Origin of the sequence: Zhengella sp., assembly GCF_041397485.1 — a bacterium.
Classification (GTDB): domain Bacteria; phylum Pseudomonadota; class Alphaproteobacteria; order Rhizobiales; family Rhizobiaceae; genus Zhengella.
The window spans coordinates 788661-814030 of record NZ_JAWKWO010000001.1 but is presented as its reverse complement, the minus strand read 5'-3'; the positions used below and the strand labels follow the sequence as shown (position 1 = coordinate 814030).

General features: G+C 65.5%; 27 protein-coding genes. 10 read left to right on the top strand and 17 right to left on the bottom strand.

What is annotated here, in order from left to right; translation table 11 throughout:
* Positions 1–21 precede the first annotated feature (21 nt).
* Genes R3D65_RS03815 through R3D65_RS03760 form a run of 12 tightly spaced genes read right to left on the bottom strand, consistent with a single transcriptional unit; the run spans position 22 to position 11730 of the window.
* Complete coding sequence (locus R3D65_RS03815; protein WP_371273908.1) at positions 22–273, bottom strand: cytochrome C oxidase subunit IV family protein; 252 nt, start codon at positions 271–273, stop codon at positions 22–24.
* Positions 270–908 (bottom strand): cytochrome c oxidase subunit 3, encoded by a 639-nt coding sequence (locus R3D65_RS03810; protein ID WP_371273907.1) that lies wholly within the window; start codon positions 906–908, stop codon positions 270–272. Before R3D65_RS03810 ends, R3D65_RS03815 begins: the two co-directional genes overlap by 4 nt.
* Positions 905–2515 (bottom strand): cytochrome c oxidase subunit I, encoded by a 1611-nt coding sequence (ctaD, locus tag R3D65_RS03805; protein ID WP_371273906.1) that lies wholly within the window; start codon positions 2513–2515, stop codon positions 905–907. The genes R3D65_RS03810 and ctaD overlap by 4 nt, the downstream gene beginning before the upstream one ends.
* Positions 2505–3446, bottom strand: a complete 942-nt coding sequence (coxB, locus tag R3D65_RS03800) for a cytochrome c oxidase subunit II (protein WP_371273905.1) — start codon at positions 3444–3446, stop codon at positions 2505–2507. Before coxB ends, ctaD begins: the two co-directional genes overlap by 11 nt.
* A complete protein-coding gene (locus tag R3D65_RS03795) occupies positions 3443–4204 on the bottom strand; it encodes an SCO family protein (RefSeq protein ID WP_371273904.1) in 762 nt (253 codons plus the stop codon). The genes coxB and R3D65_RS03795 overlap by 4 nt, the downstream gene beginning before the upstream one ends.
* Positions 4201–4635, bottom strand: a complete 435-nt coding sequence (locus R3D65_RS03790; protein WP_371273903.1) for a hypothetical protein — start codon at positions 4633–4635, stop codon at positions 4201–4203. The genes R3D65_RS03795 and R3D65_RS03790 overlap by 4 nt, the downstream gene beginning before the upstream one ends.
* The gene (locus tag R3D65_RS03785; RefSeq protein WP_371273902.1) at positions 4628–5767 is read right to left on the bottom strand and encodes a hypothetical protein; all 1140 of its coding nucleotides are present in this window, start codon (positions 5765–5767) and stop codon (positions 4628–4630) included. The genes R3D65_RS03790 and R3D65_RS03785 overlap by 8 nt, the downstream gene beginning before the upstream one ends.
* The gene (locus tag R3D65_RS03780; RefSeq protein WP_371273901.1) at positions 5764–6309 is read right to left on the bottom strand and encodes a cytochrome c; all 546 of its coding nucleotides are present in this window, start codon (positions 6307–6309) and stop codon (positions 5764–5766) included. The genes R3D65_RS03785 and R3D65_RS03780 overlap by 4 nt, the downstream gene beginning before the upstream one ends.
* Positions 6306–6833 carry a DUF3341 domain-containing protein gene (locus R3D65_RS03775; RefSeq protein WP_371273900.1) on the bottom strand — a complete coding sequence of 176 codons (528 nt, stop codon included), beginning with the start codon at positions 6831–6833 and terminating at the stop codon, positions 6306–6308. Before R3D65_RS03775 ends, R3D65_RS03780 begins: the two co-directional genes overlap by 4 nt.
* On the bottom strand, positions 6830–8197 hold the full coding sequence (gene nrfD / locus R3D65_RS03770) for an NrfD/PsrC family molybdoenzyme membrane anchor subunit (protein WP_371273899.1): 1368 nt from the start codon (positions 8195–8197) through the stop codon (positions 6830–6832). The genes R3D65_RS03775 and nrfD overlap by 4 nt, the downstream gene beginning before the upstream one ends.
* Entirely contained in the window at positions 8190–11090 is a 2901-nt protein-coding gene (locus R3D65_RS03765; RefSeq protein WP_371273898.1) for a 4Fe-4S dicluster domain-containing protein, read from the bottom strand. Before R3D65_RS03765 ends, nrfD begins: the two co-directional genes overlap by 8 nt.
* Entirely contained in the window at positions 11074–11730 is a 657-nt protein-coding gene (locus R3D65_RS03760; RefSeq protein ID WP_371273897.1) for a cytochrome c3 family protein, read from the bottom strand. The genes R3D65_RS03765 and R3D65_RS03760 overlap by 17 nt, the downstream gene beginning before the upstream one ends.
* A 202-nt stretch (positions 11731–11932) precedes the next feature.
* Here R3D65_RS03760 and R3D65_RS03755 point away from each other — a divergent pair, with 202 nt between their 5' ends.
* The gene (locus R3D65_RS03755) at positions 11933–12166 is read left to right on the top strand and encodes a hypothetical protein (RefSeq protein WP_371273896.1); all 234 of its coding nucleotides are present in this window, start codon (positions 11933–11935) and stop codon (positions 12164–12166) included.
* Between the two features lie 28 nt (positions 12167–12194).
* On the opposite strand, the gene R3D65_RS03750 is transcribed toward R3D65_RS03755, so the two are convergent.
* The 5 genes from R3D65_RS03750 to R3D65_RS03730 all read right to left on the bottom strand — a co-directional run bounded on the left by R3D65_RS03750 (position 12195) and on the right by R3D65_RS03730 (position 15101).
* Positions 12195–13607: a dihydrolipoyl dehydrogenase gene (locus R3D65_RS03750; RefSeq protein ID WP_371273895.1), complete on the bottom strand. Its 1413-nt coding sequence runs from the start codon at positions 13605–13607 to the stop codon at positions 12195–12197.
* 46 nt (positions 13608–13653) lie between these two features.
* Positions 13654–13896 (bottom strand): hypothetical protein, encoded by a 243-nt coding sequence (locus R3D65_RS03745; RefSeq protein WP_371273894.1) that lies wholly within the window; start codon positions 13894–13896, stop codon positions 13654–13656.
* An 83-nt stretch (positions 13897–13979) separates the two neighbouring features.
* Positions 13980–14126 carry a peptide ABC transporter permease gene (locus R3D65_RS03740; RefSeq protein WP_371273893.1) on the bottom strand — a complete coding sequence of 49 codons (147 nt, stop codon included), beginning with the start codon at positions 14124–14126 and terminating at the stop codon, positions 13980–13982.
* 65 nt (positions 14127–14191) lie between these two features.
* Entirely contained in the window at positions 14192–14770 is a 579-nt protein-coding gene (locus R3D65_RS03735; protein ID WP_371273892.1) for an exopolysaccharide biosynthesis protein, read from the bottom strand.
* A gap of 79 nt (positions 14771–14849) precedes the next feature.
* Positions 14850–15101: a glycine zipper domain-containing protein gene (locus tag R3D65_RS03730; RefSeq protein ID WP_371273891.1), complete on the bottom strand. Its 252-nt coding sequence runs from the start codon at positions 15099–15101 to the stop codon at positions 14850–14852.
* A 208-nt stretch (positions 15102–15309) separates the two neighbouring features.
* Between R3D65_RS03730 and R3D65_RS03725 the strand changes: the two genes are divergently transcribed.
* The 9 genes from R3D65_RS03725 to R3D65_RS03685 all read left to right on the top strand — a co-directional run bounded on the left by R3D65_RS03725 (position 15310) and on the right by R3D65_RS03685 (position 25329).
* Positions 15310–16185 carry a Ku protein gene (locus R3D65_RS03725; protein ID WP_371273890.1) on the top strand — a complete coding sequence of 292 codons (876 nt, stop codon included), beginning with the start codon at positions 15310–15312 and terminating at the stop codon, positions 16183–16185.
* Positions 16186–16362: 177 nt separating this feature from the next.
* On the top strand, positions 16363–16842 hold the full coding sequence (locus R3D65_RS03720; RefSeq protein WP_371273889.1) for a formate dehydrogenase subunit gamma: 480 nt from the start codon (positions 16363–16365) through the stop codon (positions 16840–16842).
* Positions 16839–18395: a formate dehydrogenase beta subunit gene (locus tag R3D65_RS03715; protein WP_371273888.1), complete on the top strand. Its 1557-nt coding sequence runs from the start codon at positions 16839–16841 to the stop codon at positions 18393–18395. Before R3D65_RS03720 ends, R3D65_RS03715 begins: the two co-directional genes overlap by 4 nt.
* A 38-nt stretch (positions 18396–18433) precedes the next feature.
* Positions 18434–21304, top strand: coding sequence for a formate dehydrogenase subunit alpha (gene fdhF, locus R3D65_RS03710; protein WP_371273887.1), 2871 nt, complete (start codon positions 18434–18436; stop codon positions 21302–21304).
* A gap of 1 nt (position 21305) precedes the next feature.
* Positions 21306–22115 (top strand): formate dehydrogenase accessory sulfurtransferase FdhD, encoded by an 810-nt coding sequence (gene fdhD, locus R3D65_RS03705; RefSeq protein WP_371273886.1) that lies wholly within the window; start codon positions 21306–21308, stop codon positions 22113–22115.
* Positions 22105–22323 (top strand): formate dehydrogenase subunit delta, encoded by a 219-nt coding sequence (locus tag R3D65_RS03700; protein ID WP_371273885.1) that lies wholly within the window; start codon positions 22105–22107, stop codon positions 22321–22323. Before fdhD ends, R3D65_RS03700 begins: the two co-directional genes overlap by 11 nt.
* Positions 22324–22420: 97 nt before the next feature.
* Positions 22421–23542, top strand: a complete 1122-nt coding sequence (locus R3D65_RS03695; protein WP_371273884.1) for a fumarylacetoacetate hydrolase family protein — start codon at positions 22421–22423, stop codon at positions 23540–23542.
* Positions 23543–23644: 102 nt separating this feature from the next.
* Positions 23645–24571 (top strand): ABC transporter ATP-binding protein, encoded by a 927-nt coding sequence (locus tag R3D65_RS03690; RefSeq protein ID WP_371273883.1) that lies wholly within the window; start codon positions 23645–23647, stop codon positions 24569–24571.
* Positions 24568–25329, top strand: coding sequence for an ABC transporter permease (locus R3D65_RS03685; RefSeq protein WP_371273882.1), 762 nt, complete (start codon positions 24568–24570; stop codon positions 25327–25329). The genes R3D65_RS03690 and R3D65_RS03685 overlap by 4 nt, the downstream gene beginning before the upstream one ends.
* The last annotated feature ends 41 nt before the right edge of the window (positions 25330–25370 follow it).

The window sequence follows — 25370 nt, the reverse complement described above, 5'->3', positions numbered from 1 at the left end:
TTTCGTGTCTTTTCCCGCGTTTCAGCCGATCAGCGTCAATCCGTAGAGAATGCCGAGCCAGAGCAGCACGGCCGTGGCCGCGAGCCGCGGCAGCAGGCCCGGCCCGGCCAGATGCATGAAGACCATGGCGATGATGACCGCCTTGGCCGCCGCGATCGCCAGGTTGAGCACCGGGTTGAAGGCACCGAGCTCGATGAATGAAAGCATCACCGTTGCTGCCAGCAGGACCAGCAGACAGAGCAGGGCCAGAACGGATTTGCCGATCTCGCTCATCGGTCGATCAGGTAGAGCACGGGGAAAAGAAACACCCAGACGATGTCGATGAAGTGCCAGTAGAGGCCGATGGCCTGCACCCGCCGCATGCGCCGGGCATTGTCGGAGGATCGCCACAGAAGGAGGATGACAAGCACGGCCAGGATGCCGGACAGCAGGTGCAGGGCATGCAGGCCGGTCATGGCGAAGTAGAGGTTGAAGAACAGTTCGGCCTGCGCGGGCGCCGGCCCGTGATAGCGGAAGGGCGCGCCAAACACCGGCGCCAGCCCCTCGGCATGTTCCATCGCATATTCGCTTGCCTTGATGGCAAGGAAGGCAGTGCCCAGAATGGCTGTGACGATCAGCGACCAGGCGGCAGGCCGGCCCTTGTGTCCCGCGGTGAAGATGTGCGCCAGCGCCATGAAGAAGCTGCTGGCGATCAGGACGGCCGTGTTGACGGTGCCGAGCGGCAGCGAGAGGTGCCCGGCCGCCTCGGCAAAGGCCTCGCCGTGCGCCAGCCGCGCGACGAGATAGACCAGCAGCACCGCGCCGAACAGCATGGCTTCCGAGGCGATGAAGATCCACATGCCGAAGGCGTCCGCCTGGCGTTCGCGTTCGGCTGACCGGAAGGCTTCGCTGGAGACGGACGGGTTCATCGCTCACCCTCCGGCGGCGGATAGTCGTAGACAGGCCCGGTCGCCTCCGGCGTTTCCTCGAAATTGTGCGGCGGCGGCGGCGAGGGCGTCTGCCATTCAAGGCCGCTGGCGGCCCACGGATTGGCGCCGGCACGCTCGCCGCGGAACAGCGACCATGTGAGATAGCCGAGCGGCAGCAGGTAGCCGGCGGCCAGGATGACGGCACCGGCCGAGGACAGCACGTTCCAGAAGGCGAATTCCGGCGGATAGGCATGGTAGCGCCTCGGCATGCCGAGATAGCCGAGAATGTATTGCGGAAAGAAGGTGAGGTTGAAGCCGATGAAGGTCATGGCGGCGGCGATCTGCCCCCACAGTTCCGGATACATCCGGCCGGTCATCTTCGGCCACCAGAAATGCAGCCCGCCCATGAAGGCCGAGACCATGCCGCCGACCATGATGTAGTGGAAATGGGCGACCACGAAATAGGTGTCGTGCAGGTGAACATCCACCGCGATGGCGGCGACGAACAGGCCGGCCAGCCCGCCGAAGGTGAACAGCCCCAGGAAACCGAGCGCGTAGAGCATCGGCGCGGGAAAGCGCACATGGCCCTTGCGCAGGGTCAGGCTCCAGTTGAAGACCTTGATGGCCGAGGGAATGGCCACGCAATAGGACAGGAAGGAGAAGACGATGCCGGCATAGGCCGATTGGCCGCTGACGAACATGTGGTGGCCCCAGACCAGAAAGCCGAAGACGGCAATTGCCATGCTCGACAGTGCCACGGCCTTGTAGCCGAACAGCGGCCGGCGGCTGAAGCAGGGGATGAGTTCCGACACCACGCCCATGCCGGGCAGGATCATGATGTAGACGGCCGGGTGGGAATAGAACCAGAAGAGATGCTGGAACAGCAGCGGGTCGCCGCCGAGCTGCGGATCGAACACGCCGATGCCGATCACCCTCTCCAGCACGATCAGGATCAGCGTTGCGGCCAGAACCGGCGTTGCCAGCACCATCACAAGGCTCGTTGCATACATGGTCCAGACGAAGATCGGCAGGCGGAACCATGTCAGCCCCGGCGCGCGCAGCTTGTGAATGGTGACGATGAAGTTGATGCCGGTCATGATCGAGGAAAAGCCGACGATGAACACCCCGAAGGCGGCGGCGCTGACATGGGAATTGGTCAGGCTGGACAGCGGCGTGTAGAACGTCCACCCCGTGTCCACCCCGCCGGCAACCACGGCGAACAGCGCGAACAGGCTGCCGGCCATGAAGACGTACCAGCTCGCCAGGTTGAGCCGCGGGAAGGCCAGGTCGCGGGCGCCCAGCATCAGCGGCAGCAGGAAATTGCCCAGCGTCGCCGGAATGGACGGCACCAGGAAGAACCAGATCATGATGATGCCGTGAATGGAGAAAAGGCGGTTGTAGATGTCGTCGCTGACGAGATCGCCGGCCGGACTGGCCAGTTCCAGCCGCATCGTCACCGCCATTGCGCCGCCGATGAAGAAGAAGAAGGTCAGGGCTGCGAAATAGAGCCAGGCCACGCGCTTGTGGTCCGTCGTTGCAAGCCATGCGCGCGCGCCCCAGCCGGTGGCGAAATAGCTTTGCGGCCGGTCTGCTGTCTCAACCGCCATCGCCGCCGCTCCCTCCCATCGACCGGATGTATGCCACCAGCATCTGCAATTCGCTTTCCTCGATCAGCCCGTCGAAACTGGGCATGACCGGCGCATAGCCGGCCACGATCTGCTTTTGCGGCATCAGGATGGAATCGCGGATATAGGCCTCGTTCGCGATCACGGTCTGCCGGCTCTCCAGGGGAACCGGGCGCCCGAACAGGCCATCCAGCGAAGGCGCGCGAACCTGGCCTGATGGGCCGTGGCAGCCCGAACAGCCCAGCGCGCGGAACAGCGCCGCGCCCTGTTCGGCCAGCGAGGTGCTTTCCCCCTGCCGGGCCAGCCAGCCGGTGAAGTCCTCCGGCTTCATCACCACGATCCACCCGCCCATGGCCGAATGCTGGGTGCCGCAATATTCCGCGCAGAACAGGCGAAACCGGCCTTCCCTGGTCGGCGTGAACCAGACCCGCGTGGAGCGGCCCGGCACCGCGTCCTGCTTGACCCGGAAGGCCGGAACGAAGAAGGAATGGATCACGTCCTGACTGCCCAGCGTCACCTGCACCGGCTGGCCCAGCGGCACATGCAGCGTGTTGATCTCGCGCTGCCCGCCGGGATGGCGGAATTTCCACATCCGCTGCTTGCCGATGGCGGAGATGCGCAGCGCGTTTGCGGGCGGGCGCTGGTGGTCGACGAACAGGCGGGCGCCATAGGCGAAGATGATGAAGGCGATGACCACGCTGGCGCTGGTCCAGCCGATTTCCAGGGCCATGTTGCGCCTGCGCTGGCCGGACCGGTCGGCGGGCGAACCTTCGCGGTAGCGCACGGCATAGCCGATCACGAGTGCCGACAGGAACACGCCGAGCGCGCCCGAAAAGGCGACGAGAGCGAAGAACAGAACGTCGATTGACGGGGCGATGGAGGAGGCCTGCTCGGGGAACCAGCGAAACGTCATGGCCGCCTCCGCCAAACCAGGAAGCCCAGCGTCAGCGCCATGGCTGCCAGCATGCCCAGCGCTCCGGCACGCACGCCGGCCCATATCACGGGCGTGTACTGGCCCTTGCTCGCGTCGAAGCCTGCACACAGCAGGAAGACCTGGTCCGCCAGGCTGCCGAGGCGGCCTTTCGAGGCCTCGGCCATGGCCAGCCGCAGGTCGCGCGGCGTCGCGTTCAGACCCGGCAGGGCCCGTGCGATCCGCCCGTCCGGCGTCAGCGCGGCGACAGCGACCGGATGCACGAACTGGCCGGCGCGCGGCCGTGCCGTGACATCCATTCCCGCCTGCGCCGCCAGCACCGGCCCCGCCGCGCCGGTCAGGAAGCGCCATGCCGCAAGACCGTCCGCATCCGTCGCTCCGGCCATGGCATCCCTGGCGAAAACCGCATCGGCAGTGTCTTCCGAAGGGTCGATGGACACGAAAAGCACGCGATAGGTGTCCGGGGTGAGACCGGATCGGGTCAGGTCCGCCGCGACACCGCGCTGCATCACGCCGCACAGGTTGGGGCACCGGTCATAGCCGAAGATCAGGAAGGCAGGGCCGCCGCCCATGAATCGCGAAAGGGGTGCGCGGCGCGCCTGCGCATCGCTGAAGACAAGGCTGGTATCCAGCCGCTTTCCGATGGACGGATCGAAGCCGGGGCGTGAAATGGCTTGCGCGCCCGCGGGGAGCGAAAGCATGAACAGCAGCAGCAGCGGGGCGAGGGCGGCACGGGTCATGGTGCGCCCTCCCGGCATTTTGCGGCCTGCGGTGCCCGTGGCACGGCGTCCGCCAGCAATGCGCAGTCGTCTCCGGCCCGGTTCCGCGTGCCAGGGCGCGGCAGGCCGCGTTCTGCCACGATCCTCATCGCCTCTTCCACCGGAATGCGGGCAATGCCCGCTTTGCGGTCCACCCACTCAAGCCGTTCAAGCGCCTGCCGCTGGCGCGCGGCGAAAGCGGCTTGATCGCCGGCCGGATCATGTTGCAGGGCAGGCGTTGCGGCATTGCCCCGCGCTGCGCGGCCTTCCGGCTGCCATGGCGGTTCCGCGCCGAAGATGACGCGCAGCAGGACAAGCGCCACGAGGAGGAAGACGACGAGGCCGGCGGCGAACGCAAGCAGGGGCCTTGCGCGAACGTCGCGGGTTTCATGGGGTCGCGCGTTGTCAGCCATGGCGCACCTCCGGTCGGCAAGGCGAAAGGCGTGCGGATCGGAACAGGAGGGCCGTGAACAGCCCCGCCCAGAGACCGCCCGCGGCCAGAATGCCGGCGATATCGGCGAGATGGACGTCGGACGGGCCCAACGGCAATGCCGGCCGCAAGCGCCACCATGTTGCCAGTGCCTGTCCGGCAAGCACGCAGGCCGCCAGCGCGGTGATGCCGCGCCGCGACCCTTTCACGCGGGCCGAAAGGAAGCCGGCGAAAGGCACGGCAAAGCCGATCCCGATCATCAGCCACAGCAGATAGCGCCATCCGCCCTCGACGCGGCGCAGATACCAGCGCGCCTCGTGCGGCAGGTCGCCGGCCCAGATGACGAGCCATTGCATATAGGCCATATAGGCCCAGATCAGCATGAAGCCGAACAGGATGTTGGCAAGGTCGCGCGCCATCGTGGAATGGCTTTCGCCGCCCGGTTCCCGCGTCACGTTCTGGCGCAAGGCCGCCACCATCACCGCCACTGCACAGGCCGATGCCGCCTGCGATGCCATGACCAGCATCGGATGGATCGTGGACAGGAAGCCGGGTTCCAGCGACATCATCCAGTCGGTGGTGAAAAACAGCATCGCCACCGCATGGGCGATCAGGGCGGCGGCACTGCCGCCCTTGTGCCGATGCCGCTGTCGCGCTTCACCGGGCGCGGTCCATGCCAGCGCGAGATGGCACAGCACCAGCCAGAGCAGGGCACAAAGGGTGAAGCGCAGCATGAAGAAGGGCAGGTTCAGATAGGCGAGCTTGTGACGCACCGCTTCCGGCATTGCGCTCTTGTCGGCCGCGGCCCACGGGAACAGGGCCTCGGCACCTGCCGCCAGCGGCACGAAAAGCAGCAGCGCCAGTGGCACCGTGGCGCTCAGGGCACGCAGTGCAGGTGAGAGCGCCCGGCCCCAGGCGCCGCCGGTCAGGATGTGGATGAAGAGCAATGTCATGGCGCCGAGCGCGAGGCCGAGAACGAAGGCCGACGCCGTGAACCAGCCCGCTGCCAGCCCCTGGGGTCCGAAGGCGGGGAGGGCGAGTGCCAGCACGGCAACGGCCGCGCCGCAAGAAACAGCGGCAATTGCCGCCGGGGAGAGGAGGCGCGCACGGCTCATGACGAGTCTCCCGCCGGGCCAAGCTGATGGCGCAGCCGTTCTGGCAGGCTGTACACCGGCGCATGATGGGCAAATTGCAGGGCGCGGATATAGGCGACGATCGCCCAGCGGTCGCGTGCCGGCACGCGTGAGGCATAGGAATACATCACGCCATAGCCGTCGGTGATGACGTCGTAGAAATGCCGGTCCGGTGCCTGCCGCAGCGCTTCCCGGTGATAGCTGGGCGGTTTCGGAAAGCCGCGCTGGACGATCATCCCGTCGCCTTCGCCCGTACGTCCATGGCAGGGCGAGCAGAATACGTCGAAGCGCTCCTGCCCCCGGCGCAGCAGTTCCGGTGTGATGGCTTGCGGCATGGCGTCCGGGACCGGGGAAAGGTCGGCATCGCGCGCAACCGTTCCCGCGACGGGCGTCCGTGCAGAGGCGCCGTCGGCAAACAGGTCGCTTGCCTCCAGCGGGTCGTGGCGCGGTGCCTCGGCCATGTCCTGCTCGCAGCCCGAGACGAGAAGCGCGCACAGGAGGAGGGGCGGAAGCGGCGCCTTCACGGGTCCACCTCCGCCACTTCCCGCGCACCCATCCGGCGCAACAGGCTGGTGGTCTTCTCGCGGTCGAATGCCGGATCCCCGGCCTCGATCAGGATGCAGAAATTGCCCCCTGCTTCTGCCGAGAGCAGCGTCGAATTGAAGGCAGGATGATAGTATTGCGGCAGGCCGTTTGCTGCCAGCATGCCCAAAAAGGCCGCCAGGGCCGCGCCCAGGATGCCGCCTTCGAAGGCCAGCACGATGAAGGCCGGCCACGAATGCAGGCCGCGCCCGCCGGCATTGATCGGGTAGTCGGCGAGAACGGAATAGAGGATGAGGCCGTAGGTTGCGCCCGCGCCCAGCAAGGCTCCGGCGAGAACGATATAGGGCAGCCGCGTGGGCGCCATGCCCAGCGCCTCGGCAAGCCCTTCGACGGGGAAGGGCGAGAAGGCATCCATGCGCCGGTAACCGGCCTGGCGCAGGCGGCGCACCGCCTCGACCAGCGGATCGGGTCCGGAAAAGGAGGCAATGATCCCGAAGCAGGTCATGGCGCGGCCTCCTTCCGGTCATGCGCCAGTTCCTCCACCTCGAAGATCGTGATGGCAGGCAGGATGCGCACGAACAGGAAGACCAGCGCGAAAAACGTTCCGATGGATCCGAACAGGATGGCGAAATCGAGCCAGGTCAGCCAGCGTTCGTTCCATGCCGCGGGCAGGAAGCCGCGGCTCGGTCCCGTCACCACGATGACGTAGCGCTCCAGCCACATGCCGACATTGACGATGAGCGAAATGGCGAACAACGCCTTCATGTTCAGCCGGACCCGTCGGAACCAGAGAACCGGCAGCACGCCCGCATTGCAGGTCAGCATGATCCAGAACAGCCAGCCATAGGGGCCGAAGGCGCGCTCCCACATCATGGTACGCTCATAGGCCTCGCCGGAATACCAGGCGAAGAAGGCTTCCGAGAGATAGCCATAGGCCACCACGAAACCGGCCGCCATCATGATGCGCGCCGCACTGTTCATGTGACGCAGCGTGATCAGATCCTTCACGTCGAACAGGTGGCGCAGCGGCACGGCGATGGTGATGACCATGGCGAAGCCCGAATAGAGCGCGCCGGCCACGAAATAGGGCGGGAAGATCGTCGAGTGATAGCCCGGCGCGATCGCGAAGGTGAAGTCGATGGAAACGATCGAATGCACGGAAACGACCAGCGGCGTGGCCAGCGCGGCCAGCAGGAAATAGCTTGCGTTGAAGCGCGCCCAGTGAAAGGCGGACCCGCGCCAGCCGAGCGCCAGGATGCCGTAGAAATAGCGTGCCGCGCGGCTTTTCGCCCGGTCGCGAAGGATGGCGAGATCCGGCAGCAGTCCCATGTACCAGAACAGCAGCGAGACCGTCGCATAGGTCGCGATGGCCGCGAAATCCCAGACCAGCGGGCTGCGCCATTGCGGCCAGTGCATGTGGGTATTGGGCATGGGCAACAGCCAGTAGAAAAACCACGGCCGCCCGAGATGGAGGATGGGAAACAGCCCGGCCATGGCCACTGCGAACAGCGTCATCGCCTCGGCAAAACGGTTGATCGAGGCCCGCCAGGGCTGGCGCAGCAGCAGGAGTACCGCCGAGATCAGTGTGCCGGCATGGCCGATGCCGACCCACCAGACGAAATTGGAGATCATCGTCCCCCAGGCGACCGGAATGTTGATGCCATAGGCGCCGACACCTGTCGCGATGAGGTAGACGATGGCATGCAGCAAGACGAGCACGAGCAGGAAAGCGGCAAGGAAGGCCAGCCAGAAATGGCGCGGCAGCCTGCCCGCCAGAACGACCGAACTGATCCGCCTGCTGATTTCCTCGCGGTCATGAAGCCCGCGCAGAACCGGAAACCGCTCCTGCCTGTCCGCCGCCTCAGCCATCGGCCATGTCCTTGCCCTGCCGCTTCGCAAGGTCGGGATGCGGGTTCTTGATCTCGGCAAGATAGGTTGTGCGCGGGCGTGTGCCGAGATGGGCAAGCAGCGCGTAGTCATGCGGCGCGGCCTTGTCCGCGACGACCTGCGCATCCGGGTCATTGAGATTGCCGAAGGTGATGGCCTGCGCCGGGCAGGCCTGCTGGCAGGCTGTGACCACCTCACCGTCCGCGATCGGCCGGTTGTCGATCTGCGCGTCGATCCGCGCCCGGCTGATGCGCTGGACGCAATAGGTGCATTTCTCCATCACGCCGCGCGAACGCACGGTGACATCCGGGTTTCGCCCCGCCTGTCTTGTGTCGGCCTCGTCGCCGAACGTCTGGTAGCCGAGGAAGTTGAAGCGGCGCACCTTGTAGGGGCAGTTCTGCGAACAGTACCGGGTGCCGATGCAGCGGTTGTAGACCTGTGCGTTCAGGCCGTCATGGGTATGCACGGTTGCATTGACAGGGCAGACCACCTCGCACGGCGCCTTCTCGCAATGCATGCAGGGCACTGGCTGGAAATGGGTCTCGGGCGCTTCGGGCGGCCCGGTATGGTAACGGTCGATGCGCAGCCAGTGCATTTCGTGGCCGATGGCGCATTCCTCCGGCCCGACGGCGGGAATGTTGTTCTCCGCCTGGCAGGCGCTCACGCAGGCCATGCAGCCGGTGCAGGCGGTCAGGTCGATCGACATGCCCCACGCTTCCTGCTCGTAGTCCCACTCGGGATAGAGTGATTCCGGCTCGGGCTCCGGCTCCGGCAAGCGGCCGTCGCGGACATCCTCCAGCGTCGCGGTCCGCAGGATGTCGCGTCCTTCCATGCGCTGGTGATGCTGCGTGGTCACGAGATCCATTTCACCATCGCTTGGCTCGATGGCGGCGCCGGTGGCCAGCCATGGCGTTCCGGCCTGGCGAAGCGGATAGGCATCATGGCCGAGCGCGTCGCGGGTGACCGTCTGGTCGGCACTGCGAATCTGGCCCAGTGTCAGTGTCAGCGTGTCCTCGGGCTGGCCCGGAACGATGAGTGCGGGCGCTGCCAGCCGCCTGTCGCCATGCGAGACCGTGATTGCCTGCCCGTCGGCAATGCCGAGCGACCGCGCCGTTGCCGGTGCCAGAAAGACCCCGTTGCCCCAGACGGTCTTGGTGACCGGATGCGGCAGTTCCTGCAGCATGGCGCAATTGGCATGGCGCCCGTCGCGCAGGAAGGGATGGGCAACGAAACGGATGTCCAGCCCGGAGGCCGGCCGCTCCTGCCGCAAGGTGGAGGGATCGCGGCCCCTCCCTCTCACGGGAAGCGGTGCGGCGGCGCTGCCGGAAATGGTGCCCCGCTTCAACGCCTGTTTCCAGACCGCGTCGTCGAGGTTCTCCCACGTCGCGCGCACAAGGGCACGCGAATCGCCGCCCGGTTCCGGCGCAAGCGTGGCCAGCATCTCCGGCAGCGTCCTTCCGCCGAAAAGCGGGCGGATCAGCGGTTGCTGGAGCGATGCGGTGCCGTCATGACCGCGCAGGTCGCCCCAGCTTTCCAGATCATGCGCGGCGGGAATGTGCCAATCGGCCAGCACGGCGGTATTGTTGCCACAAAGGCCCCAGTGGATGAGCGTGTCGAGGCTGGCAAACGCGCCTGCCGCGTCGGTATCGCCGGGCGCTGTGGCAACCGGATCATGCGCAAATGCGAAAACGGTGCGGATCCCGCCATTCCGAATGGTGTCGCAGAGGTCGCCGAGATCGCCGTCGGTCGAAAAGGCGCCCGGCCGCTCGATCAGGTCCACCGTGTGGCCAAGGCTGCCGAGCGCCGCATTCGCGCCCATGGCCACGGCATGCACGAACGCGCTCTGATGTGCCCCGGCCACCACCAGCGCCTCGCGCCCGGCGGCGCGCAGGTCTTCCACCATGATACGGATGAAGGCCGCATCGACCGGAAGATCGTCGGAAAACGTGTCGCCCGCCAGGGCCGAAGCAATGGCGGCGGCAACGGCATCCGTGTTCGAAGGGCGCATGGCCTGCCGGTGATCCGCGCATGCACCCGTGATGGTTGGCGTCGTTTCCAGCATGTAGAGCCGGTTCATGCCGTCGCCGGCCTCGCGCACGCGCCGGTTTTCACTGAAGGCGCGCGCATGCGCCAGGCGGCCGGCGCCTTCGCCAAGAAAATCGCTGTCAAGGTTGAGAATGCGGCTTGCGCGGTCCAGCCGGGGCAGCGCCACAAGATCGCGGCCGAAGAGATGACGCATCGCCTGGCTTTCGCCCTGGGCGGCCAGCGGGTCGTGCATGAAGATGCGCAGGGCAGGGAAGGTTTCCCGCAAACCGGCGAGCTGGCGCAGCACGGTGGGCGATGTCGTGGCTTCGATCAGCAGTGCCGTCGAAGCGCCCCGGTCGGTGGCCATTTGCGCCCGCAGCCGCGCCGCATCGGCGAGAAAGTCACCGAAGGCGGCCATTTCGCCACGCTTCACCGGCGCGCGCGACCGGTCCGGGTCGAACAGTTCCCAGACCGCCGCCTGCATCACCGCATCCGTTGCGCCCAGCGAAGACGGGTGGTCCGGATTGCCTTCCACCTTGACCGGACGCCCCTCATGCGCTTCCACCAGCGCGCCGATGCCGAAGCCGCCGCTGGCAAGCGTCGTTGCATAGGTTACCGGGATCCCCGGCACCAGCGTCTCCGGCTGTTCGACATAGGGCACGATGGCATCCGGCGGGCTGCATGCGCCCAGACCGGCGGCAGCGGTGGTCGCCGCCATCATCTTCAGCAGGCTGCGCCGCTCGATCCGGGGCGGGCCATATTCCGGCTCGCGAACGGAGGCTGCGCCGCCTGCCTCCTTGCCGGCATCGAGCTCGTCCAGACCGCGCCAGGGGTTATCGGTGGCAGACATAGCAATCGGTCATGGTTTCGGGGTGGATCTCTTCCTCCATCATCAGAAGGGCGCGCAGCCGCGCGATGTCGGCGGGCGGCTGCCAGTCGGTGTCGAACACGTCCTTCCGTGGACGCAGGTTGGGTTCCGGATTGCGATGGCAGTCCAGGCACCAGCTCATCGTCAGCGGGCTGGCCTGCCAGGTCAGCGCCATCGTGTCGACGGGGCCATGACAGGTGGTGCAGGCCACGCCCTTGTTCACATGGATGGCATGGTTGAAATAGACGAAGTCCGGCAGGTCATGCACGCGATTCCAGGAAATCGGCGTTCCGTTTGCCAGGCTGCTGCGCACCGGCTCCAGCATGTCGGCATTGGTCCACAGTTGCGAATGGCATGTCATGCAGGTTTCCGTCGGAGGCAGTCCGGCGAAAGCGGAGGTCTCGACGCCGGTATGGCAATAGCGGCAGTCGATGCCGAGCGCCCCGGCATGATGCTTGTGGCTGAACGGCACCGGCTGGGTCATGTCGCGCTCCATTCCCGTCACCAGGGACGATCGTGGCAAGGCCGCCAGCACGAAAATGACGGCAAGGACGAGCGTCACGCCGCCCCACAGGACAAGACGTGCGATCTCGTTGGAATGTCGTCCGAAAAGCTGGCTCATCCCCTTCCGCCGCGCATCATCACGATCGGATAACCGGCGAAGGGATCGATTGTTCCCGTGGAAGCTGCTGCTGCCGGCGCGGCGCCCAGGCCCGACCGCACAAATATGTCAGCAGGCGCGCCAAACGTGATCGCGGCCGGCCCATTGCAGCCACCTTCGCATGCCATTACCTGCAATGACATACCGAGGAGAGAGAACCACGATGGCATTCGACGAAATCAGGGTCCTGGACATGCTCTGCAACCATTGCGGTTCAAGGAACCGGCTGACCTTCGATGATGGCAGCGACAATTGCCGGCTCGACTGCTCGAATTGTGGGCGAACCATCGGCTATATCGACGCCATCGGCCGCTACGGTCTTTACGAGGGCAAATCGGCGGCCCAACCTGTTCCCTCATGGATTCACGGACGCGAGAGGCCCGAGGCGGAAATCTGATCGTGGCCCGGTGACGGGTTCGTGCCGGTCACCCGCCGGGCAGGAAGCCGTCGTCGCGCTCGCGCGGCCTCGGCGCACTCACGGCTTCGCAGATTTGCCGCAAGGCGTCTTTCAGCCCTTCCTCCACTGTCGGATGGTAGAAGGGCATGGACAGCAGGCCTTGCGCCGTCACGCCCTGCTGGATGCTCCAGGCCAGCGCATGGGCCAGATGCTCCATGTCCGGCCCGAACAGCGTGGCCCCGACAAGGCGGCCGCTCGCCGCATCCGCGTGGAGCTTGCTCAGGCCCGCCGTTCGCCCTTCCAGCCGCGCCCGGCCCTGGTTGTCGAACCGGGCGCGTCCCGAGACTGTCTTTCCTGCATGTTCTCCCGGCTGGTGGCCGACCATGGCGACGTTGGGATCGGTAAAGACGATGTTCAGCCGTGTCATCCGCGATGACGGCTTGACCACCGGATAGGACGCGGCATTCATGCCGGCCGTCGCGCCTTCGGCCGCTGCTTCATGCAGGACAGGCCTGCTGCCATTGGCATCGCCGGCAATGAAGACCGGCGTGTCACCGCATTGCAGTGTCTGCGGATCGAAGCGCGGCAGGCCGTCTTCGCCGGTCACGAGGCCCGCCGCGTCAAGGCCGAGATCCTGCACATTGGGTGAACGTCCGGCGGCCACCAGAAGCCGATCGAAAACCTCGCTGGCACCATTTTCCCGGATGACGGCCACGCCACCGCCGGCCCGCTCTGCTCTCATGTCAACGCCCGTATGGACCGCGAATTCGCGGCGCATGGCGACGAGGAAGGCGGCATTGATTTCGTCATCTTCGATCTGTGCCAGCCGTTCGCCCTTGTCATGGACGGCGACGCGCACACCAAGACGGTGCAGCGCCTGTGCGATCTCGATACCCAACGGCCCCGCCCCGATCACCCCGACCGAGGCTGGCAGGCGGTCGAGGTCGAAAAGCGTCTCGTTGGTCAGGATCAGGTCGCCCAGGGCGGCGAACGGGCCGGGAACGCGCGGCGAGGCGCCGGTGGCAATCACCACCGCGCGGGCCGACACGCGTCTTCCATCGTCGAGCAGCAGCTCGGTCGGCCCCTGAAACCGGGCGCGCGCCCGCAGCGCCGTTCCGTCGGGCAACGCGTCGAACCCCGCTTTGACGCCCTCGACGAAGCGCCGGCGTTCGCCATGCAGACGTTGCATCACGTCTGCCGTGTCGATGTCGATATCGTCGGTCTGAATGCCGAACAGCGGTGCCCTCAATGCTCCATGCGCGGCCTTGCCCGCGGCAATGAGCAGTTTTGAAGGCATGCAGCCCACCGTGGCGCAGGTCGTTCCGGCAAAGGCGGGATCGATGAGAACCGTGCGTGCGCCCGCGCTGCGGGCCTTGCGTTCCGCCACGATACCGGCCGTGCCCGCGCCGATAACCGCCACATCGGTATCAATGGCGGTCATGGCGGCCAGCCGGGCGCCGTGCGGGCATGGCGCGGATCATCGCCCATCAGCGGGAATCGTCCTTGCTGAACAGGTGCGGGTAATAGTTGTTGCGAATCCGCAGCCTTGGTGCCAGCACCCAGGCCACAGGCACCGTGAGCGCGAATGCCGCCGCCACCACGGCCGGCAGGACATACTCCATGTAGGGACGCAGCGCCGGGATCGACAGCACCAGCGTTGCAAAACTGCCGAACAGGACGGCATTGACGGGCAGGGCGAGCATTCCGGTCATGAATGTGCGGGTACGCATGAAAAACCTCCATTGGTGTTCGGGAGAAAACGTCCGGCCTGCATGGCTGGTTCCGGCCGGCGGGCAAAACGCCGGCAGGGAACTCACAGCGCCAGCAGCAGCGCCAGCAGGACGATGCCGGACAGGCCGGCAATGAAGACAATTTTCCGCTTCGCCGATCGCAGGACGATATGGCCCTGGCGCGTATCCTCGCCGCGATAGCTTCTCCGGTTCCGTCTGGACTGGCTCATCGTTGTCTCCATGGTTTTCCTGCTGGAAACCGGCGAACCTGTTCGGGTGCCGTGATGTTCCGCGATCAGTGGAGCGCCGCGATCGCCACCGTCACCGTCGCCCCGGCCAGCACCAGGCCGATTGCCGCGAGCAATCCGTCGCGAGCCAGGATGGCCGTTGCAAATGCGGCAATGGCACCGCCCAGTATCGAGGAGGAAAAGGGAATCACCTCCAGGAAGGGCATGGCGAAGCCGCAGATCATGCACAGCACCTGAAGCAGCAGGCGCGCCGGCGGGCGCACAAGCCAGGACAGCCGCTCGCGCGTCAGCCGGTCCGCGAAACCTGCCGGCTTTCTCAGCGATCGCAACGTCCTCACGAGCTTGCGGCTTCCCACTTCCTGCCTGAGGATCCATTTCGGCAGCCAGAGCCGCCGGCGCCCCGCGATCATCTGCAGGGAAACGAGGCCGATGGTGATTCCCAGCAGGCTGGAAAGCCCGGGGATGCCGCTGAGCGGTGTCACCACGACCAGCGCCGGAAGCAGAACAAGGGCCGCATGCGACATGTGGCCGAGCCCGTCCAGCGCCTCGGCCACGGTCGTTGATTCGCCGGTCGCCGCCGCGCAGGTCTCGTCGATGATGGTCACAAGAGGCTGGGAATCGCTCATGTCGTCAGGCCGGCCGCCGGGCGCGGCAGGTTGATGCCGGGCCGGCGCGTTTGCCGGCCCGGATTGTCGTTTCAGTGTATCAGCATTCCGCCCGGTAACGGCGGCCGTAGCGGTCCTCGTAAATGCACATGCCCGGCTCGCTGGCGCGTCCGATCAGCGCGCCGGCAGCCGCGCCGACCACGCCGCCGACAACGGCGCCCTCGACCGCGTCGTCGTTCACGGCGGCGCCGATGGCCGCACCGGATGCACCGCCGACCGTGGCACCCCGTTCAGTGGCGGAGCAGCCGGCAAGGGCAAGCATGGCAAGGGCGGCAATCAGGACTTCTTTCATGTCGCTTCTCCTGGGTTGGTCACATGCCATCCAACACGCCGGCGCCCGATTTGTTTCATGGTCTGTCCCTGTGCCTTCCGGCTGCGTGGAGGGCAGGAATGGGAACAGCGCTGGCGCGTGGCGTGGGAACAGCGCTGGCGCGCCGGCGTTGAGACCGCAAGGCAAAGCGCCCCGGACGCGCTGGCCGCAGCAAGGGAGGTGTTATCCGATGGCAGCACGACCGGTATGGAAAGGGCAGTTGAGGCTGTCCTTGGTTTCGATCCCTGTCGAACTGTATTCGGCCAGGAAGACCGGCGCGCGCATCAGCTTCCGCCAGATCCATGAACCGAGCGGCAAGCCCGTCCAGTACCAGAAGGTTGTCTCCGGCGTCGGCCCGGTGAAGAGCGAGGACATCGTCAAGGGCTACGAATACAGCAAGGGCAAGTATCTGCTGATCGATCCCGAGGATGTCAGCGAGATCCGGCTGGAGACAAAAAAGACGCTTGAGCTGGTTCAGTTTGTCGAGGCCTGCGAGATCCCGCCGATCTATTTCGACAAGCCGTACTACATGGTTCCCGCCGACGAACTGGCCGAGGATGCCTATCGCGTGATCCGCGATGCCTTGCAGGAAACGCGCATGGCGGGCCTTGGCCAGTTGACCATGCGGGGCAGGGAATACCTTGTCGCCGTGCGCCCTTGCGGTGATGGCATGCTGATGGAAACCCTCCACTATGCCGAGGAAATTCGCGAGGCCGACCCGATGTTTTCGCAGGTCGAGGACAGGAAGGCGGACGCCGAACTGCTCGATGTCGCCACCACGCTGATTGGCCGAAAGACCGCTCCCTTCGATGCCGCCGCCTTCCGTGACAACTATGCCGAGGCGCTGCGCGACCTTATCGAGCGAAAGACGAAGAGCAAGGCAACCGGACGCGTGGAACTGGACAAGGACAGCGGGGAAAGCGGCGGTGGCGGACGCGAGAACGTGGTCGATCTCATGGCCGCGTTGAAACAGAGCCTGGAGAAGACCGGCAAGGGCGCCAAATCCGCAAGCAGCAAGTCATCCTCTGGCAAGTCATCCGCCCGCTCGCGCAGGAAATCTGCCTGAACCGGCGCGGCCCGCTTGCGGCGCCCCGCGTCATTTCCGAAGCGCGCGATGTCGCAAACAGGCCCACATTCCATGTCACTTTGGCATTGATAGGATTTTCAAATCGCCTGACGGAACGCCATTATTGATCCGCGGCGCCGATCCCGCGACAATTGTCGCCTCAACGGGAGGAATCCGATGCCGAACCTGGATCCGGCCAGCGATATTGTGGAACGCACACGCGAGATTGTCGCCGGCCATGCCGGCCGTCTGGGTCCGCTCCTGCCGATCCTGCACGATGTACAGCATGCCTTCGGCCATCTTCCGGAAGAATCGCTGCGCACCATTGCCGACCGCCTGAACCTCAGCCGCGCGGAAGTGCACGGTGTCGCCAGTTTCTACCATGATTTCCGCCAGGCCCCTGCGGGCAGGCATGTGCTGAAAATCTGCCGCGCCGAGGCCTGCCAGGCATCGGGCGGCGAGGCTGTTGCCGGCCGCGCGGCGTCGCGCCTGAAGATCGGTTTCGGCGAGACGACCGCCGACGGCGCGGTCACGCTGGAAGCCGTCTACTGCCTTGGCCTGTGCGCCTGCGGCCCTGCGGCCATGGTGGACGGGCGGGTTGTCGGCCGCGTCGACGACGCCGGATTGGATGCATTGCTCGCGGAGGTCGGCCAATGACCGTGACTGTCTATGTACCCCGCGATGCCGCGGCGCTGGCGCTGGGCGCCGATGCGGTCGCGGCTGCCGTCGCCACGCAAGCGAAGGCCCGTGGCGCGGACGTGAAGATCGTACGCAATGGTTCGCGCGGCATGGTCTGGCTGGAGCCGCTGGTCGAGGTGGAGACGCCGGCTGGCCGCATCGCCTATGGCCCCGTTGCAGCCGAAGACGTGGCCGGTCTTTTCGATGCGGGGTTTCTGGAAGGCGGCGATCATCCGCTCGGCCATGGCCTGACAGGGGAAATTCCCTTCTTCAAGGGCCAGACGCGGCTGACCTTTGCCCGTTGCGGCCTGACCGATCCGCTTTCGTTGGCCGATTACGAAGCCCACGGCGGGTTGGCCGGCCTGAAGAATGCCCTGGCCATGGAGCCGGCGGCCATCGTCGCGCAGGTCACCGATTCCGGTCTGCGCGGGCGCGGTGGCGCGGGCTTCCCGACCGGCATCAAGTGGAAGACGGTGCTGGACGCCCCTGCCGACCGGAAATTCATCGTCTGCAATGCCGACGAGGGTGACAGTGGCACTTTCGCCGACCGCATGATCATGGAGGGCGACCCGTTCGTGCTGATCGAGGGCATGGCCATTGCCGGCCTCGCCACCGGCGCGACCATGGGCTTCGTTTACCTGCGCTCCGAATATCCCCAGGCCATCGAGGTGATGAACGAGGCGGTGCGCCGGGCGCGCGCGGCCGGCGTCCTCGGGCCGGATGTGCTGGGATCCGGCAAGGCCTTCGACATGGAGATCCGCGTCGGCGCGGGTGCCTATGTCTGTGGCGAGGAGACCTCGTTGCTCAATTCGCTGGAAGGCAAGCGCGGCGTGGTGCGCGCCAAGCCGCCGCTGCCCGCCATCGAGGGCCTGTTCGGCAAGCCGACCGTCGTCAACAATGTCATTTCGCTGGCCTCCGTACCGGTTGTCATGGACAAGGGCGCGGAATTCTACCGCGACTTCGGCATGGGCCGGTCGCGCGGCACGATCCCGTTGCAGATCGCCGGCAATGTGAAGCATGGCGGCCTGTTCGAGACCGCTTTCGGCCTGACGCTGGGCGAGATCGTCGATGATCTGGCCGGTGGCACGGCTTCCGGCCGCCCGGTCAAGGCGGTGCAGGTGGGCGGTCCGCTCGGCGCCTATTTCCCGCGCGCTCTGTTCGACACACCTTTCGACTACGAGGCCTTCGCCGCGAAGGACGGACTGATCGGCCATGCCGGCATCGTCGTTTTCGATGACACCGCCGACATGCTGAAACAGGCCCGTTTCGCCTTCGAGTTCTGCGCCGTGGAAAGCTGCGGCAAGTGCACGCCCTGCCGCATCGGCGCGGTGCGTGGCGTCGAGACGCTGGACAAGCTGGCCGCCGGCATCGAGCCGGATGCGCAGAAGCAACTGGCGGAAGACCTTTGCAATACGATGAAATTCGGCTCGCTTTGCGCGCTGGGCGGTTTCACGCCCTATCCGGTGATGAGCGCGATGACCCATTTTCCGGACGATTTTTCGCCGCGAAGCATGAAGGAGGCAGCGGAATGACCGCGCCTCGCACAACGACATCCGGGAGGTTCTGAGCCATGGGACTGGTCCACGAAATCGACTATGGAACGCCGGAATCGAGGTCTGAAAAGCAGGTCACCCTGACCATTGACGGCTTCGAGGTCACCGTGCCCGAGGGCACCTCCGTCATGCGCGCGTCCATGGAGGCCGGCATCCAGATCCCGAAACTGTGCGCCACCGACATGGTGGATGCCTTCGGCTCCTGCCGGCTCTGCCTTGTCGAGGTGGAGGGGCGCAACGGCACGCCGTCCTCCTGCACCCTGCCGGCCACCGAGGGCATGGTGGTCCACACCCAGACCGGCCGCCTGAAGCAGCTTCGCAAGGGCGTGATGGAGCTCTACATCTCCGACCACCCGCTCGATTGCCTGACCTGCGCGGCCAATGGTGATTGCGAATTGCAGGACATGGCGGGCGCCGTCGGCCTGCGCGATGTGCGCTATGGCTATGAGGGCGACAACCACGTCAAGGCGCGCGATAATGCCGGCGACATCAACATGCGCTGGATGCCCAAGGACGAAACCAATCCCTATTTCACCTATGATCCGTCCAAATGCATCGTCTGTTCGCGTTGCGTGCGCGCCTGCGAGGAAGTGCAGGGCACATTCGCGCTGACGATCGAGGGCCGGGGCTTTGGCAGCCGCGTTTCGGCCGGCATGCATGAAGCCTTCCTGGAATCCGAATGCGTCTCCTGCGGCGCATGCGTCCAGGCCTGCCCGACAGCGACGCTCCAGGAAAAGTCCGTCATCGAGATTGGCCAGCCGGAGCATTCCGTGGTCACCACCTGCGCCTATTGCGGCGTCGGCTGCTCCTTCAAGGCGGAAATGCGCGGCGATGAACTGGTGCGCATGGTGCCGTGGAAGGATGGCAAGGCCAATCGCGGCCATTCCTGCGTCAAGGGCCGCTTCGCCTGGGGCTATGCCAATCACCAGGACCGCATTCTCAACCCGATGATCCGCGACAGCATTGACGAGCCGTGGCGTGAAGTGTCCTGGGGCGAGGCGCTGACCTTCGCCGGTTCGCGCCTGCGCGCGCTCCAGGAGAAGCACGGCAAGGAATCCGTCGGCGTCATCACCTCGTCGCGCTGCACCAACGAGGAAACCTTCCTGGTGCAGAAGCTGGCCCGCGCCGTGTTCGGCAACAACAACACCGATACCTGCGCCCGCGTCTGCCATTCGCCCACCGGCTATGGCCTCGGCCAGACCTTCGGCACGTCGGCCGGAACACAGGATTTCGACAGCGTCGAGCATACCGATGTCGTCATCGTCATGGGGGCCAACCCGACCGACGGCCACCCGGTCTTTGCTTCACGCCTGAAGAAGCGGCTGCGCAAGGGCGCCAAGCTGATCGTCATCGATCCGCGCCGCATCGACCTCGTCAAGTCGCCGCATATTCGCGCTTCGCACCACCTGGCGCTCAAGCCCGGCACCAATGTCGCCGTGGTCACGGCCCTGGCCCATGTCATCGTCACCGAAGGCCTGTTCGACGAGGCCTTCATCCGCGAGCGCTGCGACTGGGACGAGTTCCAGGATTATGCCGAATTCGTCGCCGACCCGGCCCACAGCCCGGAAGCCGTGGAAGCGCTGACCGGCGTGCCGGCCGAAGAAATGCGCGCGGCGGCACGGCTTTATGCGCGTGGCGGCAATGGTGCGATCTATTACGGCCTCGGCGTCACCGAGCACAGCCAGGGTTCCACCACCGTCATCGGCATTGCCAATCTCGCCATGCTGACAGGCAATATCGGCCGGCCGGGCGTCGGCGTGAACCCGCTGCGCGGCCAGAACAACGTGCAGGGTTCCTGCGACATGGGCTCCTTCCCGCATGAATTGCCGGGCTATCGCCATGTGAAGAATGCCGATGTGCGCCAGCTTTTCGAGGAGATGTGGAACGTCCCCATTTCCGACGAGCCGGGCCTGCGCATTCCCAACATGCTGGACGCCGCCGTGGAAGGCACGTTCAAGGGCATCTACATCCAGGGCGAGGACATTCTCCAGTCCGATCCGGACACGAAGCATGTCTCCGCCGGCCTTGCCGCCATGGAATGCGTCATTGTCCACGATCTCTTCCTCAACGAGACAGCCAATTACGCCCACGTCTTCCTGCCCGGCTCCACCTTCCTTGAGAAGGATGGCACCTTCACCAATGCCGAGCGCCGGATCAACCGCGTGCGCCGCGTGATGGCGCCGAAGAACGGCTATGCGGACTGGGAAGTGACCCAGATGCTGGCCAATGCCATGGGGGCCGGCTGGGCCTATACCCATCCCTCGCAGATCATGGCGGAAATCGCGGCCACCACGCCAAGCTTTGCCAATGTCACCTATGACCTGCTGGAAGAGCGCGGTTCGGTGCAGTGGCCCTGCAATGACAAGACGCCGGACGGCTCGCCGGTCATGCACGTGGAAGGCTTCGTGCGCGGCAAGGGACGGTTCATCCGCACCGACTATGTGGCGACCGACGAGAAGACCGGCCCGCGCTTCCCGCTGCTGCTCACCACCGGGCGCATTCTCAGCCAGTACAATGTCGGCGCACAGACCCGGCGCACGGCAAACACCGTCTGGCATGGTGAGGACCGGCTGGAAATCCATCCCCATGACGCCGAGCAGCGCGGCATCAAGGACGGCGACTGGGTCAAGCTGGCCAGCCGTTCGGGCGAAACCAGCCTGCGCGCCGAGATCACCGACCGCGTGGCGCCGGGCGTGGTTTACACCACGTTCCATCATCCCGGCACGCAGGCCAATGTCATCACCACCGACTATTCCGACTGGGCGACCAACTGCCCGGAATACAAGGTAACGGCAGTGCAGGTGGCACCCTCCAATGGTCCGACTGAATGGCAACGGACCTATGAGGACTTTGCCGGACGCGCGCGCCGGATCGAGGCGGCCGAGTAAGATGAAGGGCGCGCGGCCTTTTCCCGCCCTTGCCTGGCGCAAGGGGCGTTTTGAAACGGCATCGCGCAACCTTGCCGCCGAGGTTGCCGTGGCCATCAGCTACAATGGCACGTCCCATGCCGTGCTGATGGCATCGCCCGGCGACCTTGAAGACCTGGCACGCGGTTTCTCCATTTCCGAAGGCATTGCCACGGGCGACGAGATCGACGCGGTGACCGTGCTGGAGGATGCGCGCGGCTTCGATGTCCAGGTGCGCCTTGCAAACGACGCGGAAGACCGGCTGGCGGCGCGCCGGCGCGCCATGGCCGGGCCGGTGGGTTGCGGCATGTGCGGGCTGGAGAGCATCGACGCGGCACTGCGCGAACCGCCGGTCGTGGAAACGGCCGCACGGATCCGGCCTGACGATGTCGCCGAGGCCTGCGAAGCGCTGACCCGCGCCCAGGCGCTCAACCAGGCCACGCGGTCGGTGCATGGCTCCGGCTACTATGTCGCCGGCCGCGGCCTTGTTGCCATCCGCGAGGATGTCGGCCGCCACAACGCGCTCGACAAGCTGGTCGGCGCCATGGCGGGCGAGGGCGGCATGGGTGAGGGCGCCATCGTGACTTCCAGCCGCGTGTCGATAGAACTGGTCCAGAAGGCGGCCGCAGCCGGTTGCGGCATTCTCGTCGCCGTCTCCGCCCCCACGCTGCTGGCAGTCGAAATGGCCGATCGCGCCAATATCACGCTGGCCGCCATCGCGCGCGGCGACGAGTTCGAGATTTTCACCCATCCCGAGAGGATCAAGGAGGGAGCGCTCCCCCATGTCGCCTGACAAGCTTGCCCGCATGGCCAACCAGATTGCCTCGTTCTTCCGCACCCGTCCCCATGACGAAGCGGTGACGGGAATTGCCGCCCACCTGTCCGATTTCTGGGAGCCGCGCATGCGCGCGCAATTCTTCGCGCTGCTGGAGGAAAAGCCGGATCTGTTCGATCCGCTGGTGCGTGAGGCGTCGCCGCAGGTGCGTCCGGTCTCCGGATAATCCTCTTGAAAAACAGGTGTCCAACTGGACGCGGCGCCTACTTGCCGCTAGCGTCCCGGCCGGTTTGCGAAGATCTGGAAATGCCGGGAGCGATGCCATGCTGGACAGCAATGAAATGAAGGGTTTGTGGCTTGGCCGCGTCTGGCGTGAAGGCGTCGGCCCGGCCGTTGTCACCCTGCGCGACGGCAATGTGGTGGACATCACCTCGCGCGCTGCACCCACCACCCGCGACATCCTCGAATTCGACGATGCCGCCGGTTTCGTGCGTGATGCACCCGGTGAGGTGATCGGATCGCTGGACGCCCTGGGCGATCATGGTGCCCGGCTACTGGCACCCTGTGACCTGCAGCCGGTCAAGGCCTGCGGTGTCACCTTCGCCCGCTCCATGGTCGAGCGCGTGATCGAGGAGCAGGCGGCCGGCGACCCGGACAAGGCGCAGGCCATCCGCGTCCGCATTTCCGAGAAGATCGGCGATACGCTGGACAATATCGAGGCCGGGTCCGAACAGGCCGCCAAGGTCAAGCAGGAGCTGATTGCGCTCGGCGTCTGGTCGCAATATCTGGAAGTCGGCATTGGCCCGGATGCCGAGGTCTTTTCCAAGGCGCAGGTCCTGTCCTCCGTCGGCCACGGCGCCGAAGTCGGGCTGCATCCGGTTTCGCGCTGGAACAATCCGGAGCCGGAAGTCGTGCTGGCGGTCGATAGCCAGGGCCGCATTCGCGGTGCCACGCTGGGCAATGACGTGAACCTGCGCGACGTGGAAGGCCGGTCAGCCCTGCTGCTTTCCAAGGCCAAGGACAACAACGCCTCCTGCGCCATCGGGCCGATGATCCGGCTTTTCGACGAGACCTTCTCACTCGATGACGTGCGCAGGGCCGAACTCACGCTGACGGTGGAGGGGGAAGACGGCTTCGTGCTCAACGGTCACTCTTCCATGCGCGAGATCAGCCGCGATCCGGAAAACCTCGTTGCCCAGACCATTGGCAGGCATCACCAGTATCCCGACGGGTTCATGCTTTTCCTCGGCACGCTGTTTGCACCGACCGAGGACCGCGATCATGCCGGCCAGGGCTTCACCCACAAGCTGGGCGACCGCGTCACCATTGCCTGTCCGGGCCTGGGGCGGCTGCAAAACACGGTGCGCCTGTCCACCGAATGCGCCCCGTGGACATTTGGCGCGGCCGCGCTGATGCGCAATCTGGCCGGGCGCGGCCTGCTCTGATTGTCCGGTGCCGGGGGCAGGGCATCGCTGCCTTGCCCTTTTCCTTTCTGCCGGCCGCTCCATGTGCTACCCGTTGCCACCAGTGAAAAATGGGGACAGGCCGTGACCGCAATCGTTGAAGTCGAAAACCTGTCCAAGATCTATGAGGGCGGATTCGCGGCCCTCAAGGGCGTGGACCTGACGATTCGCGACGGCGAGATCCTGGCCCTGCTCGGACCGAACGGCGCCGGCAAGACCACGCTCATTTCCATCATCTGCGGCATCGTCACCGCGACATCGGGCAGCGTGCGTGTCGGCGGGCACGATATCGGGACGGACTATCGCGCCGCCCGCTCGATGATCGGCCTCGTGCCCCAGGAAGTGGCGCTGGAGCCGTTCGAGACCGTTCTTTCCACCGTCCGCCTGACACGTGGCCTGTTCGGCAAGAAGCGCGACGACGCCCATATCGAGAAGGTGCTGACCAGCCTCTCGCTCTGGGACAAGCGCGATACGCCCACCAAGGCGCTCTCGGGTGGCATGAAGCGCCGCGTGCTGATCGCCAAGGCGCTGTCACATGAACCGCGCGTCATCTTCCTCGATGAGCCGACCGCCGGGGTGGACGTGGAATTGCGCAAGGGCATGTGGGACATCGTCCGCCAGTTGAAGGCCGACGGCGCCACCATCATCCTCACCACCCACTATATCGAGGAGGCCGAGGCCATGGCCGACCGCGTCGGCGTCATCAATGACGGCAGGATTCTGCTCGTCGAGGACAAGGACACGCTGATCCGCGATCTCGGCCGCAAGGACCTGACGCTGACCTTGGCAGAACCGCTGGCGGGCCTTCCGGCAGCGCTTGCAGGCCATGACCTGGCGCTGATCGATGACGGCTGCAAGATCCGCTATTCCTTCGACAGCGCGGCCGGAAAGACCGGCGTCACCCGTCTGCTCAACGATCTTGCCACGGCCGGCCTCACCGTGACCGATCTGGACACGCGCCAGAGTTCGCTGGAGGAAATCTTCGTGGGCCTGGTCAAGGAGACGGCATGAATTTCACCGCCATCGCAGCCATCTACCGCTTCGAGATGGCGCGCACCGCGCGCACGCTGCTGCAATCCATCATCTCGCCGGTTCTTTCCACCGCGCTGTACTTCATTGTTTTCGGCGCGGCGATCGGTTCGCGCATCGAGCAGGTCGACGGTGTCGATTACGGTGCCTTCATCGTGCCGGGCCTCATCATGCTCACCGTGCTCACGCAATCGGTCACCAATGCTGCCTTCGGCATCTACTTTCCGAAGTTCATCGGCACGGTCTACGAATTGCTGTCCGCGCCGGTCTCGTTCATCGAGATCGTGATCGGCTATGTCGGCGCCGCTGCCACCAAGGCCTTCATCATCGGGTCTATCATCTTCGCCACGGCGCATCTTTTCGTGACCCTGCCGGTTGCCCATCCGGTCTGGGCGCTGGCATTTCTCGTGGCCACCTGCGTCAGTTTCGCCCTGCTGGGCTTCATCATCGGCATCTGGGCAGCCAATTTCGAGCAATTGCAACTGGTGCCGCTGCTCATCATCTCGCCGCTCGTCTTCCTCGGCGGCAGTTTCTATTCGATCACCATGTTGCCGCCCTTCTGGCAGACGGTGTCGCTGTTCAATCCGGTCGTCTACCTGATCTCGGGTTTTCGCTGGGCCTTTTTCGGCCTGTCGGATGTTCCGGTTGCCGCAAGCCTGGCCGCCATACTTGCCTTCATGTCCCTGTGCATCGCGGTGATCTGGCTGATCTTTCGCACCGGTTGGCGCCTGCGCGCCTGACACGCGACGGGCGGCCAGGACAAGAGGCCGCCCCGCTGGCA